The sequence below is a fragment of the Paragemmobacter straminiformis genome (assembly GCF_014243445.1).
In the GTDB taxonomy this organism is placed as follows: domain Bacteria; phylum Pseudomonadota; class Alphaproteobacteria; order Rhodobacterales; family Rhodobacteraceae; genus Paragemmobacter; species Paragemmobacter straminiformis.
Genome location: NZ_JACLQD010000001.1, coordinates 842500 through 861827, shown reverse-complemented (window position 1 = coordinate 861827; position 19328 = coordinate 842500). Strand labels below are relative to the sequence as shown.

The following is a 19328-nucleotide window of genomic DNA, read 5'->3' as shown; positions in this document are numbered from 1 at the left end:
CGGCGCGTCTTTGTCCCGCGGGATTCGGGGCAAGGCGGCGACCCGGCCAAGAGACGAAGGGACGACGAAATGTGGGATTACGTAAAGTTGGTCGTGCTGGGGGTTATCGCGGTTTGCGCCGCGATTGCCGCCAATTACGCGCGCGACCTGGCCTATATGGTCAATGCGATCGAGGTGATGCTGGCTGCCGGCATCGTCTTTCTGTACACGCTGCGCACGATGGGCGAGGCAAAGCCCGTCGATCAGGGCGAGTATTTCGACTCGGTGGTCAGGGCGGGAGCGATCGCCACGGCTTTCTGGGGCGTGGTGGGCTTTCTTGTGGGGGTGGTCATCGCCTTCCAGCTGGCTTTTCCGTCGCTCAACTTCGAATGGCTTCAGCCCTTCGGGAATTTCGGCCGGTTGCGGCCGCTTCACACCAGCGCGGTGATCTTCGCCTTTGGCGGTAACGCGCTGATCATGTCGTCCTTCTATGTCGTCCAGCGCACGAGTGCGGCGCGGCTGTTCGGCGGCAGCCTTGGCTGGTTCGTGTTCTGGGGATACCAGCTTGTGATCGTGCTGGCCGCGACCGGTTACGTCCTTGGCGCCACGCAGGCGCAGGAATATGCCGAGCCCGTCTGGTATGTGGACATCTGGCTGACCATCGTCTGGGTCGCCTATCTGGTGGCCTTTGCCGGAACGCTGATGAAGCGCAAGGAACCCCATATCTACGTGGCAAACTGGTTCTACCTGTCGATGATCCTGACGGTGGCCATGCTGCACCTTGGCAACAACCTTGCCATTCCGGTCTCGATCTTCGGTTCGGCGGAAATCACCGTCTTTTCGGGCGTGCAGTCGGCCATGGTGCAATGGTGGTACGGCCACAATGCGGTGGGCTTCTTCCTGACCGCGGGCTTCCTTGGCATGATGTATTACTTCGTGCCGAAGCAGGCGGAAAAGCCGGTCTTTTCCTACAAGCTGTCGATCATCCACTTCTGGGCGCTGATCTTCCTGTATATCTGGGCCGGTCCGCACCACCTGCACTACACCGCCTTGCCGGACTGGGCCTCGACCCTTGGCATGGTATTCTCGGTCATGCTGTGGATGCCGTCCTGGGGTGGCATGATCAACGGTCTGATGACGCTTTCGGGCGCATGGGACAAGCTGCGCACCGATCCGATCATCCGGATGATGGTGGTGTCGGTCGGCTTTTACGGCATGTCGACCTTTGAAGGGCCGATGATGTCGATCAAGGCTGTGAACTCCTTGTCGCACTATACCGACTGGACCATCGGTCACGTCCATTCCGGCGCGCTTGGCTGGAACGGGATGATCACATTCGGCGTGCTTTACTTCCTTGTGCCGCGCCTGTGGAACCGCGAGGGGCTTTACAGCCTGAAGCTGGTCAGCTGGCACTTCTGGCTCGCCACCATCGGGATCGTGCTTTACGCGTCCTCGATGTGGGTGACCGGCATCATGGAAGGCCTGATGTGGCGCGAAGTGGATGCGAACGGGTTCCTTGTGAACGCCTTTGCCGACACGGTTGCCGCCAAGTTCCCGATGTATGTCGTGCGCGGGCTGGGGGGCGTCATGTTCCTGACCGGTGCGCTTATCATGTGCTACAACCTGTGGATGACCGTCCGCGCCCAGCCTGCCAAGGCCGGTGTCGCAGGCGTCGTTCCTGCTGAATAAAGGGGGCAGGACAAATGGCTTTTCTTGACAAGCACAAGGCAATCGAGACGCACGCCACGCTTTTGATGGTTCTGTCGCTTCTGGTGGTGACCATCGGGGGGATCGTGCAGATCGTTCCGCTGTTCTACCTCGAGAACACCATCGAAAAGGTCGAGGGCATGCGGCCCTATACGCCGCTGGAACTGGCCGGGCAGGAAATCTACATGCGCGAGGGCTGCTACGTCTGCCACAGCCAGATGATCCGCCCGATGCGCGACGAGGTGGAACGCTACGGCCATTACAGCCTTGCGGCCGAGTCGCAGTATGACCACCCGTTCCAGTGGGGGTCGAAGCGCACGGGGCCGGACCTTGCCCGCGTCGGCGGCAAGTATTCGGACGCGTGGCATGTCGATCACCTGACCGACCCGCAATCGGTGGTGCCGGAATCGGTGATGCCGAAATACGGCTTCCTTTCGAACGTGAAGCTCGACGGCAAGTATATCGGCGACCGCATGTCGACCTCGGCCATGGTGGGCGTGCCCTATACCGAGGAGCAGATCACCAATGCGGTGGCCGACTTCGAGGCGCAGGCCGATCCGAATGCCGATACCGCCGGACTGCTGGAACGCTATGGCAAGGCGACGGTGTCGAACTTCGACGGGCAGGCGGGCGTGACCGAGATGGATGCGCTGATCGCCTATCTGCAAGTGCTGGGCACGATGGTCGACTTCTCGACCTTCACGCCCGATGCAAGCCGGTAAGGGGGACAGGACATGGATACGTATGGACTGTTGCGCTTCATCGCGGACAGCTGGGCGCTTCTGGCTCTGACGCTGGTTTTCATGGGCGTGATCCTTTGGGCCCTGCGTCCGGGATCGAGGCCGCTGCATGACGACGCGGCGCGCTCGATCTTTCGCAATGACAAGAAACCTGCCGTCGACGACCGTCGCGGCGAGATGGAGGCGTGAGAGATGTGCGCCAAGCAAGTCACCAAAAAAACCGCCCGGCAGGTCGAAACGACCGGCCATAGCTGGGACGGCATCGAAGAGCTGAACAACCCTTTGCCGCGCTGGTGGGTCTGGGTGTTCTACGCGACCATCGTCTGGGCCATCGGCTATGCCGTGGCCTATCCAGCCTGGCCGCTGATCCACGGGGCGACGCCGGGGCTGCTGCATGCCTCGACCCGCGCCGATGTTCAGGCCGAAATCGACCGGTTCGACGCGGCGAATGCGGATATCAAGGCCAAGCTGGTCGCGGCCGATCTGCAAAGCCTGCCGGCCAACAAGGAGCTGATGGCCTACGCGGAACCTGCGGGGGCTTCGGTTTTCCGCAACAACTGCGCGCAGTGCCACGGCTCGGGCGCGGCCGGTGTTCAGGGCAAGGGCTATCCCAACCTGCTGGACAACGACTGGCTGTGGGGCGGCGATATGGAGGCGATCCATACCACCATCACCCACGGCATCCGCAACACGACCGACCCCGATGCCCGCTATTCGGAAATGCCGAAATTCGGCGTGGACGGATTGCTGGAACCGGCACAGATCGACGCGCTGGTCGAGCATGTGCTGGCGATTTCGGGCCAGGAGCATGACGCGACGCTGGCGGCAGAGGGGGCGACCCTTTTCGCCGACAACTGCGCGGCCTGCCACGGCGAGCAGGGCAAGGGCGACCGCGCACAGGGCGCGCCGAACCTGACCGACGCGATCTGGCTTTACGGCGGCGACCGCGACACGATCAAGCATACCGTCACCTATGCCCGCTTCGGTGTGATGCCGAGCTGGACAGGGCGTCTGAGCGAGGACGAGATCCGCGCCGTGGCCGCCTATGTCCATTCCCGCGGGGGTGGCGAGTAACGAGGTTCCCGACAGACTTCCCTTCTGTCGGGCACAGCACCGGTACTTCACTGTTCGCGCGTTTCCTCGGGGTGCCGGTGCAATTTCTTCCCTTACTGCGGGGCCGTTCATGGCCCCGCTTTTTCATTTGGCGGCCAAGGATTTTCTGCGAAAATCCTTACGGCGACCGTTGCGCACCGTTTCGGGAAAGCTGCGGCGATCTTTCGCAGGAAGATCGTTTTTGAGGATTTTTCGCAGAAAAATCAGTCCGTGCGGGATTGTCGCAGGGGTAAAGCTGCATCCCCGAGTAGTATTTGATACAGGTCAAGGAAGCGCCGCGCCGTTCAGCCGATACGGGGGGCCAAGCCTAACGCCGGGAGTCCGCGCCTTGTCATCCCCAGATACCGAACCGCAAAGCCTTTATGCCAAGCGCGAGCCGATCTTTCCGCGCCGTGTGAAGGGAAACTTCCGCACCCTGAAATGGTGGCTGATGGCGGTGACGCTGGGCATCTATTACATCACCCCGTGGCTGCGCTGGGACCGCGGGTCGAACCTGCCCGATCAGGCCGTGCTGATCGACATGGCGAACCGGCGGTTCTTTTTCTTCATGATCGAGATCTGGCCGCATGAATTCTATTTCGTCGCGGGCCTGCTTATCATGGCGGGCCTCGGGCTTTTCCTGTTCACCAGTGCCGCCGGACGGGTCTGGTGCGGCTATGCCTGCCCGCAGACGGTCTGGACCGACCTGTTCATCCTTGTCGAACGCTGGGTCGAAGGCGACCGCAATGCCCGTATCCGTCTGCACCGGCAGGGCTGGGACGCCGAGAAGATCCGCAAGCGCGCGGCCAAGTGGTCGATCTGGTTCCTGATCGGTCTGGCAACGGGGGGCGCGTGGATCTTCTACTTTACCGACGCGCCGACGCTGGCGGTCGATCTGGTGACCGGCAACGCCCATCCCATCGCCTATACGACGATGCTGATCCTGACGGCGACGACCTTTGCCTTTGGCGGTTTCGCGCGCGAGCAGATGTGTATCTATGCCTGCCCCTGGCCGCGCATCCAGGCCGCGATGATGGACGAGGACACGATCACCATCGCCTATCGCGACTGGCGCGGCGAGCCGCGCGGCAAGCAGAATGTCGAGGGCAACGGCGATTGCATCGACTGCATGGCCTGCGTGAACGTCTGCCCGATGGGAATCGACATCCGCGATGGCCAGCAATTGGCCTGCATCACCTGCGGGCTGTGCATCGACGCCTGCAATGACACGATGGACAAGATCGGCAAGCCGCGCGACCTGATCGGCTATCTTGCCCTGACGGACGAGGTGCGCGAACGCGCGGGCCAGACCCCGAAAAGCGTGTGGAAGCATGTGTTCCGCCCGCGCACGATCATGTATACCGCGCTTTGGTCGGCGGTGGGCGTGGCGCTGGTGGTGGCCTTGTTCATGCGCTCGCCCATCGATGTGAGCGTGACGCCGGTGCGCAACCCGCTTTACGTGACGCTGGCCGATGGCACGATCCGCAACACCTATGACATCCGCCTGCGCAACAAGTCGGGGATGGACAAGTGGTACTGGATCACCCTGACCGCGAGCAGCCGCTTTGTCGTGACGCTTGAAGGGGAAGAGGGGGCCAAGGTGCTTGTCCCCGCCAACGAGACCTATTCGCAGCGCGTCTATGTCGAAGCGCCGCCAGACAGCGAGGGCGCGCACGAGGAGCGGAGCGATATCCGCCTGTGGATCGCCAACGAGGACGGGACCGAACGCGTGTCGCATGATACGGTGTTCAACGGAAAGGACGATTGAGATGGGCGAGTTGACGGGCAAGCATGTGCTGGCGATCACGGTCGGGGCCTTTGCGGTGATCATCGGCGTCAATCTGGTGATGGCGTTTCAGGCGATCAGCACCTTTCCGGGGCTTGAGGTCGAGAACGGCTATGTCGCGAGCCAGAGCTTCGACGCCGAGAAGAAGGCGCAGGACGCGCTTGGCTGGAAGCTGGTCCATGGCTATCAGGGCGGCAGGCTGAGCATCGACATCAGCAAGGACGGGGTTGCCGCCCCCGTGACCAAGCTTGACGTGCTGCTGGGGCGTCCGACCGAGGCGAAGGACGACACGCACCCCGAATTCCGCCGCGAAGGCGGGGTCTGGGTGGCCGATGTGCCGCTGGCCCAAGGCAAATGGATGATGATGGTCGAGGCGACCGCGCCGGATGGCACGCTGTTCCGCCAGCGGCTCGATGTATTCGTAGAGAAGTAACCATGACGATCGCCTTGACACCGGACGAGGGGCGGGCCGCGGTTTCGGCCTGCCCCGCTTGCGTTGCGGCCCCCAGTGCCGAACGGATCGCGGAGCTGTCGATGCCGGCATCGGCGCGGCTGATGCTGTCCTTGCCCACGGCGCATTGCGCGGCCTGCATCAGCACGGTCGAGCATGGGCTGATGGCCGTGGAGGGGGTGAAATCGGCGCGGGTCAACCTGACGCTGCGGCGGGTGTCGGTGGACGCCGGGCCGGAGGTGACGGCCGACGGTCTGATCGCCGCGCTGCGCGCTGTGGGCTACGAGGCGCACGAACTGGACCCCGGATTGCTGAGTGCCACCGAAACCGACCGGCAGGGGCGCGAGCTGCTCATGCGGTTGGGCGTGGCGGGGTTCAGCATGATGAACGTCATGCTTTTGTCGGTCGCGGTCTGGTCGGGGGCCGAGGATGCGACGCGCGATCTGTTCCACTGGATTTCGGCGGCGATTGCGCTGCCGACGGTGATCTTTGCGGGGCAACCGTTCTTCAAGAGCGCATGGGCCTCGCTTCGGGTCGGGCGGCTGGGGATGGATGTGCCGATTTCGCTGGCGCTGATCCTTGCGTCGTCGATCAGCCTGTTCGAGACGATCAAGGGCGGGCATCACGCCTATTTCGATGCGGCGGTGATGCTGTCGTTTTTTCTGCTGGCGGGGCGCTATCTGGACCATCGCACGCGGGCGGTGGCGCGGTCGGCGGCCGAGGAACTGGCAGCGCTGGAAGTGCCGCGTGCCACGGTGCTGCGCGACGGGGCCGAGGTGGTGGTGCCGATTGCCGAGGTGGTCGCGGGCGATCTGGTGCGCGTGCGCCCCGGCGGGCGGATGCCCGTGGATGGCGTGGTGGTCGAGGGGCAGTCGGAACTGGACCGGTCGCTGCTGACGGGCGAAAGCCTGCCGGTCTTTGCGGGCGTGGATACGGTGGTTTCTGCGGGCGAAGTGAACCTGACAGGGCCGCTTGTGCTGCGCGTGACGGCGGCGGGGCGGGATTCATCGCTGCACCGCATGGCCGATCTGGTCGCGGTCGCAGAGAGTGCCAAGACGCGCTACACGAGTCTGGCGGAACGGGCGGCGCGGCTTTATTCGCCGCTGGTGCATATCATGTCCTTTTCCGCCTTTGGTTTCTGGATGTGGAAAACGGGCGGTGATCTGCGGTTTTCCATCAACATCTCGGCGGCGGTGCTGATCATCACCTGTCCCTGTGCGCTGGGCCTGGCCGTGCCTGCGGTGGTGACGGCGGCATCAGGCAAGCTGTTCCGCAAGGGGTTGCTGATCAAGCACGGCACCGCGCTCGAGCGGTTGGCCGAGGTGGATACGGTTGTTTTCGACAAGACCGGCACGCTGACGATGGGCGCGCCGAGGCCCACGAACCTGTCCGACCACCCGCGCGCGGCGGTCGAGGTGGCTGCGGCGCTGGCGGCGGCCTCGTCGCACCCGTTGGCGCTGGCGCTGGCCGATGCGGCGCGGGCGGCGGGCATTCGCCCCGAACGGGTCGAGGAGATGCGCGAAGTGCCGGGCTACGGTGTCGAGGGGCTGTGGCGCGGCAAGCGGGTGCGTCTGGGCCGTGCGGCATGGTGCGGGGCCGAGGCGCTGGGCGTGACGGCGACCTATCTTGCCACCGAGGAAGGCGTGCGGGCCTTTACCTTTGCCGACAGCCTGCGACCGGGGGCCGAGGCGGCGGTCGCCTCGTTGCGGGCGCAGGGGCTGCGGGTGGTGCTGCTGTCGGGCGATGCCGAGGGCGCGGTGGGCGAACTGGCCGCGCGGCTGGGCATCGACGACTGGACGCATGGCGCCCTGCCCGCCGAAAAGGCGGCGCGGGTGGCCGGATTGACGGCCGAAGGGCGGCGCGTGCTGATGGTGGGCGACGGGCTGAACGACACGGCCGCACTGGCTGCGGCGCATGTGTCGGTGTCGCCCGCAAGCGCGCTCGACGCGGCGCGGGTGGCATCGGATATCGTGCTGCTCGGGCAGGATATGGCGCCCATCGGGGATGCGGTCCGGATCGGGCGGCAAGCCTCGCGCCGGATCGTCGAGAATTTCCTGATCTCGGGCGGCTACAACGTGATTGCGGTGCCCTTGGCGCTGATGGGGGCGGCAACACCCCTTGCGGCGGCCTTGGCGATGTCGCTGTCCTCGATCACCGTTTCGCTGAACGCGCTGCGGCTGAGGTAGGGCATGGACATACTGGCATTCCTGATTCCCGTGTCGCTGTTTCTGGGCGGCATCGGGCTGGCGGCGTTCTTCTGGGCGATGAAGACCAAGCAGTTCGACGACCCCGAGGGCGATGCGAACCGGATCCTGACCAAGGATTACGATGACAGACCAAAGCGGTAGCGAAATCTGGCGCAGATTTCGCGGCGATTTCTGCACGCAGAAATCGGGGGCGTGACGGCGGGTGAGCGGAGTTTGCGTCAAACTCCGCCGCGATTTCTGCGTCAGAAATCGCTTCAGCGCAGCGTGACGGTGGCAGGGGACAGCCCGTCGATGGCGACCGTGCAGGTCTGGCCCCGTGCGATGGGGCCTACCCCTGCGGGGGTGCCGGTGAAGATCAGGTCGCCCGGCCGCAACGTCACGTATGTTGAAAGATGGGCGATGATTTCGGGCACCGACCAGATCATGTCCGAAAGGCGCGCCGATTGCGTCACCCGCCCGTCGACGGTGCAGGTGATCGCGCCATCGGCAAGCGGGCCGCGATGCAAAAGGCCGATCACGGCGGAATTGTCGAAGCCCTTGGCCATGTCCCACGGGCGGCGGGCGGCCTTTGCCCCGGCCTGCAGGTCGCGGCGCGTCAGGTCGTTTCCGGCGGCGTGGCCCCAGATATGGGCCGGAGCATCGGCCAGCGGAATATCAGCCCCGCCCGTGCCGATGGCGACGACAAGCTCTGCCTCGTGGTGCAGGTCGGCCGTCAGGGGCGGGTAGGGGATGGTGGCACCCGATTCCACCACGGCATCGGCGGGTTTGGTGAAGAAGAAGGGCGCCTCGCGGGTCGGATCGCCGCCCATCTCGAGGCTGTGTTCGGCATAGTTGCGCCCGACGCAGAAGATGCGGCGCACGGGAAAACGCACGGCGCTGCCGTAGACGGGCAGGGTGACGGGGACGGGTGCAGCAGGAACCGTCATTCGCCGATGGTAAAGCAGGTGACCGAGCGCGCTTGCAGGCGGCGGCAGGCCAGATCGGCCTGATCCTGCGTCAGACCGACGAAAGTCGCCTCGAACCCGCCGGATTTCTGCATGACCTTGGGCCGCGAGGTGCTGAGCGTGGCACTTTCGACAAGCTGCATCTTGAGCAGGGCTTTCTCGGCCTCGTAGCTTGATCCGTAGCGCCCCACGGTGATGCCCCAATGCCGGTCGCCCGAGGTGGAGAAGGACACGACTTCGGGCGCTTCGGCGGGATCGGGGCCGGTGGCGGCATCGTCATAGATGGGCGATTTGCGCTTGGGCGGGGCGACGGCGGCGGCAGAGGCGATCTGGAACGGCAGAGGCTGGGCGTCGGCTGCGGCGGTTGCGGTTGCGGCTGCCGGATCGGCGGGCAGGGCATCAGGGGGCAGGGCATCGGCGGGCAGGTTGGCCACGGCCTCGGCAAGGGCCTCTTCGCTGGGAAGTCCCTCGGCCGGAAGGGCGGTTTCGGCACTGGCCGAGGCGCGTTCGACATCATCCACCGCAAGGGTGGCGGCGGGCACGGCGGCATCGGCAAGTTCGGTCGCCTGGCTTTCGATCACCTCTTCGCCGCCCGTCGCTTCGGCCAGCGCGCCAAGGATGCCGTCCTGCATAGCGTCGACGGCTTCGGCGGCGGCGGTGACGGTTTCGGGGGCCAGCGCCGCCGGACGGGCGAGCGGGCGGGGAGAGCTGTCCATGCCGGTGGCGACGCGCAGGGTCTTGCCCGCGCCGTCTTCGACTTCGGGCAGGGCGGTGTCGGCCTGCGCCACCAGCGCATCGGTCGCAGCCGGGGCTTCGGGCGGGTTGAAAGGTGCGTTCTTGCGGGCCTTCTCGAAGGCCTTGTTCAGCAACTTGGTCATCTCGGCGTTACGGTTCGCGGTCGAGGTCGCGCCGAAGATCGTGGCGATCAGCCGCTTGCCGTCGCGTTCGGCCGAGGCGGTGAGGTTGAAGCCCGCAGCGACGGTGTAGCCCGTCTTGATGCCGTCGGCACCCTTGTAGGCATCGAGGAAGCGGCGGTTGGTCGAATTGACAGTGGCCACGCCCGCATCCGAGGAGCGGCGCGAGAAGATGTTGTAATACTGGGGGAAATCATAGAACAGATGGCGCCCCAGCGTGGTCATGTCACGGGCCGAGGACAGGTGGCCCGGTGCGGTCAGGCCGTTGGCGTTCTTGAAGGTGGTGTTCGTCATGCCCAGCGCCTTGGCGGTGCGGGTCATGCGGCGGGCGAAATCGTCCTGATTGCCGCCGATGAAATCGCCGAGCGCTGCGGCGGCATCGTTGGCCGATTTGATCGCGGCGGCGCGGATCAGGTAGCGCACGGCGATCTTTTGCCCCGGCTTCAGGCCCAGACGCGAGGGCGGCTGCGAGGCGGCGTGTTTTGTGACCGTCACCATGCTGTCGAGCGAGATGGAGCCGCGTTCGAGTTCCTGAAAGGTGATGTAAAGCGTCATCATCTTGGTCAGCGAGGCGGGGTGCAGGCGGGCGTCGGCGTTTTCCTCATGCAGCACTTCGCCCGAGCGCGCATCGATCACGATGGACGCATGGGGGGCTGCGAAAACCCCGGTCGGGGCCAGCAGAAAGGCCAGCGCCATGACGGCCCAGAATGAAAGCATGCGGGCGAGTTGCCCAGAACGCGATGTCACTTCGCCTGTCCCTTGTCTGCCGCGGCCCCGGTTTTTGGTGGGGTCCAAATTTGCCTCGGGCAGAGGGTAACACAGGGTAGTGATCGGGAAAACCCCCTAGTTTCAAAGGGTTTGGCGGGAATCTGCATGCATTGGTATGGGGGGCGGCGAAACCCCGCGCAGCGGCGCTGGCGCTAGATGTTGTGGGTGGCTTTGATCAATTCTACCTTATCGGCCAATTCCGACAGGTCAGACAGGGTCAGAAAGCGGGGATGGTGGGCGGGGGCTTCGGCATGTTCGAGCGCCCATGTCAGCCCGTGCGGCACATGCGCGCCCCATCCGCCCGCGTCGAGAACCGGGATCACATCGGATTTCAGCGAGTTGCCGACCATCAGCGCGCGGCAGGCCCCGTCGCCGTGGCGCGAGAAGATCGTCTCGTAGGCGCGGGCGGTCTTGTCCGAGACGATCTCGACCGCGTGGAACAGATCGCCAAGGCCGGATTGCGCGAGTTTGCGTTCCTGATCCAGCAGATCGCCCTTGGTGATCAGGATCACGCGGTGGTCGCGGGCGAGTTCGGCCACGGCCTCGGCGGCGTGGGGCAGAAGCTCGATCGGGTGGGCCAGCATCTCGCGCCCTGCGGCGATCAGCTCGGCGATCACCGATGCGGGAACGCGCGCTTCGGTCACCTCGATGGCGGTCTCGATCATCGACAGGGTGAAGCCCTTTACCCCGAAGCCGTAATGGCCAAGGTTGCGACGCTCGGCCGCCAGAAGGCGGTCATGCAGATGCGAGGTTTCGGCATAGTCGGCCAGAAGGCTGGTGAAACGGTCCTGCGTGAGGCGGAAGAAGGCCTCGTTCTGCCAGAGCGTGTCGTCGGCGTCGAAGCCGATGGTCGTGATCATGGGGGCCATCCGGGGCTGTGCCACCGACTTGTGCCGCGCGGGCGGCGAGGGTGCAAGCGGCGGATGGGGCCGGACGGCGGGGAAAAGGCGGCATTTGCGCGAACCCCTTTTCGCAGGCGGCTTTTGGGCTATATTGGAGGGGCAATGGAAAATCCCGACTCTCTCAGCCAGCGACGGAGCCTGCTTGCCGTGACCTTGACCCCGTTCCACATGGCAAGCACCCCCGCAGGTCCGGGAGGGCCTGGCAACGATGCCTCGGTTCTGACCAAGACCAAGTCTAAGACGCAGCGCCCGCCGATGTACAAGGTGATGCTGCTGAACGACGATTACACGCCGATGGAATTCGTGGTGCATGTGCTGGAGCGGTTCTTCGGCATGAGCCATGCGCAGGCCTTCGACATCATGCTGACCGTGCACAAGAAGGGTCTGGCCGTGGTGGGCGTGTTCTCGTTCGAGGTGGCGGAAACCAAGGTGGCGCAAGTGATGGATTTCGCCCGCCGCCACCAGCACCCGTTGCAATGCACGATGGAGAAAGAGGAGTAACCGGCGCGCCGGTTTCGCCCTTGTCCTGACAGGCGCCTTTCCTTTTGGCCGACCGCGATTTTTCTGCGAAAAATCGGGCGCCGCTTTCGGGCGTGGGGGCGGGAATTTTCGCCGGAAATCCGGGGTGGCCGTCTTGCGGCGATGCGCGGGGCGGGGCCGTGGCATGAGTATTTGGGCAAAGGTGAAACCGCCGTGCAGGGTGGAACGCCGCAAGGCGCGCGCCTGACTTGCCCGCCTTGCGCCCTGTGGGGCGGGGCGGCGGGGGTGGTTGCCAAAGCGAAACGCCGCACAGCGGGGCTGCACGGCGTTCGGGGAGCAAGGCTGTCGGGTCGCGCGGGATCAGAGGATTTCGGAAACCTTGACCGTCCGGCCCTCTTTGACCGATTTCAGCGCGGCTTCGGCCAGTGCAAGGCCGAGCATCCCGTCCTCGCCCGAGGGGGAGGCGGGAGCCTTGCCCGCGATGGCGGCGATGAAGGTCGCGATTTCGGCGGCATAAGCCTCGGTGTAGCGGGTCATGAAGAAGTCGTGCAGCGGCGGGCGGGTGTAGCCCGTGGCCGATGCCACCTCGATCGAGACGGGGCGCTGGTTTTCGGCCGAGACGGCACCTTTGGAGCCGTGGACCTCGATCCGCTGGTCGTAACCATAGGTGGCGCGGCGCGAGTTCGAGATGACGGCCAGCTTTCCGGTGGCGGTGCGCAGCAAGACCTGGACCGAGTCGTAATCGCCCGCCTTGCCGATGGCCGGATCGACGAGGACCGAGGCTTGTGCCGAAACCTCGGCCACTTCCTCGCCCAGAAGGAAGCGGGCCATGTCGAAGTCATGGATCGTCATGTCGCGGAAGATGCCGCCCGAGCGGGCGATATAGTCGAGCGGCGGGGCGCCCGGATCGCGCGAGGTGATGGTGACCATTTCGATGGCGCCGATGCTGCCCTTGGCGATTTCGCCCTTTACGGCGACGAAATGCGGATCGAAGCGGCGGTTGAAGCCGACCATCAGGATGGCTTTGGTGTCGCGCACCACCTTGAGGCAGGCTTTGACGCGGTCGAGCGACAGGTCGATGGGCTTTTCGCAGAAGATCGCCTTGCCGGCCTTGGCGAAGGCTTCGATCAGGTCGGCGTGGGTGTCGGTGGGGGTGCAGATCACCACGGCGTCGATGTCCTTGGCGGCAAGGATCGCATCGATGCTGCGGATGTCGCAGCCGTATTGGTCTGCGATGGCCTGCGCCGCGGCGGGGAAGGCATCGGCCACCGCCACCAGTTTGGCGTTGGCATCGCCCGTGATGGCCTTGGCATGCACCTTGCCGATGCGGCCTGCGCCGAGAAGTCCGAACCTGATCGTCATGTCATCCTCTTTCGTTGCTGCCCCTTGGGGGCGGTGTTCCTGCGGGCGGCTTGCGCGCGATAGACGCCCTTTGCCTTTGGGTCAAATGCATCAGCGGGGGTCTTGTGCCCCGTCGGCATCGAAGCCCTTTGTTTGCCGTCGAATCGTCTTGCCGCCTGACGCCCTGCGGCATGGGCGCGCCTTGCTTGTGGAATTTATATTCCATGTTTGGCGCAGTTCAACTGAAAAATTCCAAAATGCCGCACCATCTGCGCGGTTGCGCGCCGGACCGTGCCGACCCTAATGTCGCTGAGTGAAATGGAGGCCGCCATGCCCGCGAAACCGATCATCTACCATATTCCGGTCTGCCCCTTTTCGCAGCGGGTCGAGATCGTGCTGGAGCTGAAGGGGCTGCGCGACGCGGTGACGTTTCAGGTCGTCGACATCACCAAGCCGCGCGAGGCATGGTTGCTGGAAAAGACCCGCGGCACGACGGCGCTGCCCGTTCTTGAGGACGAGCAGGGGCGCATCCTGAAAGAGAGCCTTGTGCTGATGGCCTATTTCGACGAGCGCTACCCCGAGGTGCCCGTGGCGCGGACGGACCCTTACGAGCGGGCGGTCGAACGGCTGTTCACCACGCGCGAGGGGCCATTCGGCAACGCGGGCTATGGCATGGTGATGAACCGCGACCGCGCCAAGATCGAGGAACGGCGCAAGGCGCTGCTGGACCAATACGCATGGCTTGACGAAGGTTTGCGCTTCTACAACCCCGAAGGAACCTTTCTGTTCGACCGTTTCGGCTGGGCCGAGGCCGTCTATACGCCGCTGATGATGCGCTTCTGGTTTCTGGACCATTACGAAGGCTTTACCTTGCCCGACGACCCCGCCTTTGCCCGCGTCGCGCGGTGGAAGGCGGCCTGCCTGTCGCATCCGGCCGCGCAGCAGGTGCAATATGACGAGATCGTCAAGCTCTACTACGATTACGCCGCCGGTGCGGGGAACGGGGCCTTGCCGGCGGGGCGGATGAAATCATCCTTCACCTTTGCGCCGCACTGGCGCGACCGCCCGATGCCGCCGACCGACAAATACGACCGCATCGCCACCGATGCCGAACTGGGGCTGGTCTGAGGCGGCGGCGGCCCTGCTGCAAGGCGCGTCGCCCGTCTGTAACGCCCCGTCTGTCAGCCGTTGCGCACCGTCTGCACCATAAGTGCGACATTCTCGGGGTCGGCATCGGGGGTGATGCCGTGGCCGAGGTTGAAGATATGCGGCCCGTTGCGGAAGGCTTCGACCACCTTGCGGGTTTCGCGCACCAGCGCCTCGCCGCCCGTGACCATATGTTCGGGGGCGAGATTGCCCTGAACGCAGCCCGAGACCTGCACATGGGCGGCCGCCCATTCCGGCGTGACCGAATTGTCGAGTGCGACGCAATCGGCACCGGTTTTCCGCGCGAAACCGATGTAGCCCTGACCCGCCTCGCGCGGGAAGGCGATGATCGGCAGGCCGGGATGGCGGGCGCGCAGGGCGGCGATGATGCGGGCGGTGGGTTTGACGGCGAAATCCTCGAAATCCGCGCCTTTCAGCGAACCGGCCCATGAATCGAACAGCTTGACCACCTCGGCCCCTGCCTTGACCTGTTCCGACAGGTAATCGACCGTGGCTTCGGTGATGACGTCGATCAGGGCCGAGAAGGTCTCGCGGTCGGCGGATTTGAGGGCATGCGCGGCCCCCTGATCCTTCGAGCCGCGACCCGCGATCATGTAGGTGGCAACCGTCCAGGGGGCGCCGGCAAAGCCGATCAGCGTGGTTTCGCGCGGCAGTTCGCGCGACAGGATGCGGACGGTTTCGTAGACGGGCGAGAGGGTTTCGTGGATCAGGTCCTTGGACTTGAGCGCCTTGACGGCGGCCATCGTGGTGGTCGTTTCCATCCGCGGGCCTTCGCCGGTTTCGAACCAGAGTTTCGGGCCAAGCGCCTGCGGAAGCAGCAGGATGTCGGCGAAAAGGATCGCCGCATCGAAGCCGTAGCGGCGGATCGGCTGCAAGGTCACTTCGGCCGCAAGGTCGGGGGTGTAGCAGAGCGAGAGGAAATCGCCCGCCTGCGCCCGCGTGGCGCGGTATTCGGGCAGGTAGCGCCCCGCTTGCCGCATCATCCAGATCGGGGGCGTGGGAAGAACCTCGCCTTTCAGCGCCCTCAGGATCGTCTTGTCGCTCATCCGTCTGCCCCTTTGTTGCATCCACATGGGTCGGGGTTGTGCGGATGCTTGTCAAGAGTTGTCAGGCTAGCGTGACACATGTAAGGCTTCGCGCCATGACCCATGCGCTTCCGAACCCCGCCCAACCCCTCAAGATCGGCACCCGCGGATCGCCCCTTGCGCTGTGGCAGGCGCATGAGACGAGACGCGCGCTGATGGCCGCGTTTTCCTTGCCGGAAGCGGCCTTCGAGATTGTCGTGATCAAGGTCACGGGGGACCAGATTCTTGACAAGCCGTTGAAGGAAATCGGCGGCAAGGGGCTGTTCACGCGCGAGATCGAAGAGGCGCTGCTGGAAGGCGGCATCGATATCGCGGTCCATTCGATGAAGGACATGCCGACGCTTCAGCCCGAGGGGCTGGTGCTTGACTGCTACCTGCCGCGCGAGGATGTGCGCGACGGATTCGTCTCGCCCCGTCACGGCGGCCTGGCGGATTTGCCGCAGGGGGCGGTGGTGGGGTCGTCGTCGTTGCGGCGGCGGGCGCAACTGGCGCTGCGGCGGCCCGACCTGAAGCTGGTCGAGTTTCGCGGCAACGTGCAGACGCGGATGCGCAAGCTTGACGAAGGCGTTGCCGTGGCGACCTTCCTTGCGATGGCGGGGTTGAACCGGCTTGGCATGGCGCATGTGGCGCGGGCGGCGATTGCACCCGAAGAGATGCTGCCGGCCGTGGCCCAAGGGGCGATCGGGATCGAGCGGCGCGTGGCCGATGCGCGGGTGGAATGGATGCTGTCTGCGATCCACCACCGCGAGACGGGCATCCGGCTGGCGGCGGAGCGGGCGTTCCTGCAACGGCTGGACGGGTCTTGCGAGACGCCGATTGCGGGGCTGGCGATCCTCGACGGGGAAAACCTGTGGCTGCGCGGCGAGATCTTGCGCCCCGACGGGACGGAATCGATCAGCGGCGCGCGGCGGGGCGTGATATCCGACGCGGCGGCGCTGGGGCGCGATCTGGCCGAGGAATTGCTGGGCCGCGCGCCGAAGGATTTCTTCGGCTGGCATTGAGGTGCCGCCCGCCCCCCTTTTCTGCGACCGGGGGGAAGGAAGGCACCTTTGCCTGCGGCCCCTGCGTCGGGCGGCGGGCGTAGGATTCGAGTATTTGGACAAGGATGAAACGGCGGGCGCTTCCTTGCGCGGCCCCGTTACCTGTTGCGGTCGATCCAGAGCAGGGCTGCGGCCCCTGTCATGGCGATGGTCGCCCCGAGGGCTGCGGTGAGGGTGAAGCCGCCCAGCGTCGTGCCAAGCGCGAAGGCGGCGGCGGCCATGGTATCGGCGACAAGCTTTTGCACCGCCAGCATCGCCCCCGCCGTGCCGGGACGTCCGGCCAGCAGGTCCTGATAATAGGCGATGGGCAGGGTGATGATCGCCGTGCCGCCGAGACCCGCGAACAGCGTCAGCACCCAGACCGAGGCGTGGTCGGCCAGCACCGGCAGAAGCGCGAGGTGGACGCAGTAGAGCGCCGCCCCTGCGGCCAGAACATGCTGGCGCTTCATCCGCCCGATGACGCGGGGCAGGAGCAGCATGAAAGGAACCTCCCACCCCGCGACGATGCCGACGTAAAGCGCCACATCGCCCTGATCGCGGACGGGGCTTGCGTCGAAGATCAGCGTGGTCAGCACCATGTAGAGGTTGCCCGAGGCGGCCACGGCCCCAAGGCACAGCACGCGGAGCAGGATTTGCGGGCGGGCCATCTCGGCCATGGCCGCGCGCAGGTTCAGGCCCGAGGGCTGGTCATCCCAGCGGGTTGTCCCGTCCTTGGGCCAGAACAGCGCCAGCAGCGTGGTCATGCAGACCGCCGCGACGAGGGCGGAGATGTAGATCGCCATGACGTCGACGCCCGCGCCGAACGCCAGTTTCCAGAAGACGAGCATCCCGAGGAAGGACAGCGACATGGCCGAACGCACCGTGCCCGTGATGGCATCGCGCACCGCGCCATCCTCGGACCGCGCAAGGCGGGCGAGCGCGAAAAGCTGGCCGTAGAGCGAGGAGGCGACAGGCAGGAGCAGCCCGTGGCACAGGACGAGCGACAGCGTTCCGGGGGCGGCGAGCATCAGCCCCACGCCAAGCGCCCCCGCCGAGGCGGTGGCCAGCGCGATGCGCCGCCGCCCCGCCCGCTGGTCGCCAAGGATGCCCAGAAGCACCGACGCCGTGACCGCCACGACCGAGGCCATGACAAGGACGAGGGCGAAATGCGGCTCGGAGAGGCCGATCTTCTCGATTCCGACAAGCGACTGGTAGGGGTAGACCGAGGCGTTGAGCGCCCCCATCAGCAAGAGGGCAACCGCGATCAGGCGCAGCGTGGGGTCGCGCAGGACCGAGGCGAGCGTCATTCGGGAAGCACCTTGCCGGGGTTCATGCGGTTGTCCGGGTCGAGTGCGGATTTGACCGCGCGCATCACGTCGAGCGCCACGGGGTCCTTGCGGCGGGCCATCGAGTTCCGTTTCGACAGGCCCACGCCATGTTCGGCGCTGAAGGATCCGCGCAGCGATTGCACGACATCTTCGATGGTCTCGACCACGCGGTCGTGGAAGGCGGGATCATCGGCTTCGGGAAAGACGGTGAAATGCAGGTTGCCATCGCCCAGATGCGCCACGGTCAGGGTTTCGGCCGTGGGGGCAAAGGCGGCAAGGCGGGCGTGGATTTCGGTGAGGAAGGCTTCGGCGCGGTCGAGCGGGACGGCGATGTCGGTGTCGATGAAGGGGCGCTTGGCAAAGGTGATTTCCGCCGCCGCCTCGCGCCTTGCCCAAAGGGCGCGGCTCTGGGCTTCGGATGCGGCGATCACGGCGTCATGGACAAGGCCTTCCTCCATCGCGCGGGCCAGCGTTTCCTGTAGCAGGGCGGTCAGGCGGGGGGTGCCGCCCGCGTCGGGTTCGGCAAGAAAGGGCGCGGTGGCCCCCAGTTCGACAAGGATCGTCACCGGAGGGATGGCGGCGAAGGGCAGGCCGAGATCGGGGCGGACCTGCGCCAGCCTGCGGCTGTAGGTTTCGGGCATGAATTCGAAGGCCTCGACAAGGCCGCCCGATGCCTCTTGCAGGCGGTTCAGCAGGGTCAGCGCATCGGGCAGGCTGCCCATCGCAAGTGCCGCGGTCGCATGGGCGCGGGGGGCAGGGACCAGTTTCATCACCGCCGCCGTGATGATGCCGAGCGTGCCTTCGGCCCCGATGAACAGGTCACGCAGGTCGTAGCCGGAATTGTCCTTGTGCAGTTCCGACATGAGGTCGAGCACGCGGCCATCGGGCAGCACGACTTCGAGGCCGAGGCACAGCGCGCGGGTCGAGCCGTAGCGCAGCACGTTGGACCCGCCCGCGTTGGTGGACAGCACGCCCCCGATCATGGCCGAGCCGCGCGCGCCGAACCAGAGCGGGAAGTAGAGGCCATGCCCTTCGGCCGCCTCGTGCAGGCGCGAGAGGATCACGCCCGCCTCGACCACGGCAAGGCGCGAGCCGGGGCGGATCTCGCGGATGCGGTTGAGGCGTTCGAGCGAGAGGAGGAGGCCGTTTTCCGTATAGGTCGCGCCCGTGAGGCCCGTGTTGCCCGAGACGGGGATGACGGGGATGCCGTGGCGGGCTGCAAGTTGCACCACCGCAGCCACTTCGCCCGTATCGGCGGGGCGGACGGCGGCAAGCGGGCTGCCGCGGTAGGTGCCGGTCCAGTCATGGGCGAGGCGATGGGCATCGGCTCCCGTCAGGACATGGGCGGGACCGAGCAGGGCGGTGAGGTCGGTAAGGAGGGTCATGCTGCGCCTGTGGCTTGTCGCGGGATTGATCGG

At 65.5% G+C, this 19328-nt stretch carries 18 protein-coding genes; 11 read left to right on the top strand and 7 right to left on the bottom strand.

The annotated features are described in order from the left end of the window. Positions 1 to 69 precede the first annotated feature (69 nt). The 8 genes from ccoN to ccoS all read left to right on the top strand — a co-directional run bounded on the left by ccoN (position 70) and on the right by ccoS (position 8103). A complete protein-coding gene (gene ccoN / locus H7F16_RS03985; RefSeq protein ID WP_185796231.1) occupies positions 70 to 1668 on the top strand; it encodes a cytochrome-c oxidase, cbb3-type subunit I in 1599 nt (532 codons plus the stop codon). A 14-nt stretch (positions 1669 to 1682) separates the two neighbouring features. Next, positions 1683 to 2408, top strand: a complete 726-nt coding sequence (gene ccoO / locus H7F16_RS03980; protein WP_185796230.1) for a cytochrome-c oxidase, cbb3-type subunit II — start codon at positions 1683 to 1685, stop codon at positions 2406 to 2408. A 12-nt stretch (positions 2409 to 2420) separates the two neighbouring features. Further along, on the top strand, positions 2421 to 2615 hold the full coding sequence (locus H7F16_RS03975) for a cbb3-type cytochrome c oxidase subunit 3 (protein ID WP_185796229.1): 195 nt from the start codon (positions 2421 to 2423) through the stop codon (positions 2613 to 2615). A 3-nt stretch (positions 2616 to 2618) separates the two neighbouring features. Next, positions 2619 to 3500 (top strand): cytochrome-c oxidase, cbb3-type subunit III, encoded by an 882-nt coding sequence (gene ccoP, locus H7F16_RS03970; protein ID WP_185796228.1) that lies wholly within the window; start codon positions 2619 to 2621, stop codon positions 3498 to 3500. 367 nt (positions 3501 to 3867) lie between these two features. After that, the gene (gene ccoG, locus H7F16_RS03965) at positions 3868 to 5286 is read left to right on the top strand and encodes a cytochrome c oxidase accessory protein CcoG (RefSeq protein ID WP_185796227.1); all 1419 of its coding nucleotides are present in this window, start codon (positions 3868 to 3870) and stop codon (positions 5284 to 5286) included. A 1-nt stretch (position 5287) separates the two neighbouring features. After that, a complete protein-coding gene (locus H7F16_RS03960; protein ID WP_185796226.1) occupies positions 5288 to 5737 on the top strand; it encodes a FixH family protein in 450 nt (149 codons plus the stop codon). A gap of 2 nt (positions 5738 to 5739) precedes the next feature. Then, on the top strand, positions 5740 to 7941 hold the full coding sequence (locus H7F16_RS03955; RefSeq protein WP_185796225.1) for a heavy metal translocating P-type ATPase: 2202 nt from the start codon (positions 5740 to 5742) through the stop codon (positions 7939 to 7941). A 3-nt stretch (positions 7942 to 7944) separates the two neighbouring features. Continuing rightward, positions 7945 to 8103 (top strand): cbb3-type cytochrome oxidase assembly protein CcoS, encoded by a 159-nt coding sequence (gene ccoS / locus H7F16_RS03950; protein WP_185796224.1) that lies wholly within the window; start codon positions 7945 to 7947, stop codon positions 8101 to 8103. 113 nt (positions 8104 to 8216) lie between these two features. Here ccoS and H7F16_RS03945 read toward each other — a convergent pair whose 3' ends face one another. From H7F16_RS03945 to H7F16_RS03935, 3 genes are all read right to left on the bottom strand, one after another. Then, complete coding sequence (locus H7F16_RS03945; RefSeq protein ID WP_185796223.1) at positions 8217 to 8888, bottom strand: fumarylacetoacetate hydrolase family protein; 672 nt, start codon at positions 8886 to 8888, stop codon at positions 8217 to 8219. Continuing rightward, on the bottom strand, positions 8885 to 10567 hold the full coding sequence (locus H7F16_RS03940) for a D-alanyl-D-alanine carboxypeptidase family protein (protein ID WP_338401950.1): 1683 nt from the start codon (positions 10565 to 10567) through the stop codon (positions 8885 to 8887). The genes H7F16_RS03945 and H7F16_RS03940 overlap by 4 nt, the downstream gene beginning before the upstream one ends. 173 nt (positions 10568 to 10740) lie before the next feature. Beyond that, on the bottom strand, positions 10741 to 11457 hold the full coding sequence (locus tag H7F16_RS03935; RefSeq protein ID WP_185796638.1) for an HAD family hydrolase: 717 nt from the start codon (positions 11455 to 11457) through the stop codon (positions 10741 to 10743). 201 nt (positions 11458 to 11658) lie between these two features. On the opposite strand from H7F16_RS03935, the gene clpS reads away from it, so the two are divergent. Beyond that, entirely contained in the window at positions 11659 to 11991 is a 333-nt protein-coding gene (clpS, locus tag H7F16_RS03930; protein ID WP_185796637.1) for an ATP-dependent Clp protease adapter ClpS, read from the top strand. Between the two features lie 339 nt (positions 11992 to 12330). Here clpS and iolG read toward each other — a convergent pair whose 3' ends face one another. Then, positions 12331 to 13332, bottom strand: coding sequence for an inositol 2-dehydrogenase (iolG, locus tag H7F16_RS03925; protein WP_185796222.1), 1002 nt, complete (start codon positions 13330 to 13332; stop codon positions 12331 to 12333). 309 nt (positions 13333 to 13641) lie between these two features. On the opposite strand from iolG, the gene H7F16_RS03920 reads away from it, so the two are divergent. Beyond that, a complete protein-coding gene (locus tag H7F16_RS03920; protein ID WP_185796221.1) occupies positions 13642 to 14439 on the top strand; it encodes a glutathione S-transferase family protein in 798 nt (265 codons plus the stop codon). A gap of 53 nt (positions 14440 to 14492) precedes the next feature. Here H7F16_RS03920 and hemE read toward each other — a convergent pair whose 3' ends face one another. After that, on the bottom strand, positions 14493 to 15524 hold the full coding sequence (gene hemE, locus H7F16_RS03915; RefSeq protein WP_185796220.1) for a uroporphyrinogen decarboxylase: 1032 nt from the start codon (positions 15522 to 15524) through the stop codon (positions 14493 to 14495). A 95-nt stretch (positions 15525 to 15619) separates the two neighbouring features. On the opposite strand from hemE, the gene hemC reads away from it, so the two are divergent. Then, positions 15620 to 16564, top strand: a complete 945-nt coding sequence (hemC, locus tag H7F16_RS03910) for a hydroxymethylbilane synthase (protein ID WP_185796219.1) — start codon at positions 15620 to 15622, stop codon at positions 16562 to 16564. Positions 16565 to 16701: 137 nt separating this feature from the next. On the opposite strand, the gene H7F16_RS03905 is transcribed toward hemC, so the two are convergent. Beyond that, positions 16702 to 17889, bottom strand: a complete 1188-nt coding sequence (locus H7F16_RS03905) for an MFS transporter (RefSeq protein ID WP_185796218.1) — start codon at positions 17887 to 17889, stop codon at positions 16702 to 16704. Next, on the bottom strand, positions 17886 to 19295 hold the full coding sequence (locus tag H7F16_RS03900) for an FAD-binding oxidoreductase (protein WP_185796217.1): 1410 nt from the start codon (positions 19293 to 19295) through the stop codon (positions 17886 to 17888). The genes H7F16_RS03905 and H7F16_RS03900 overlap by 4 nt, the downstream gene beginning before the upstream one ends. Between the last annotated feature and the right edge of the window lie 33 nt (positions 19296 to 19328).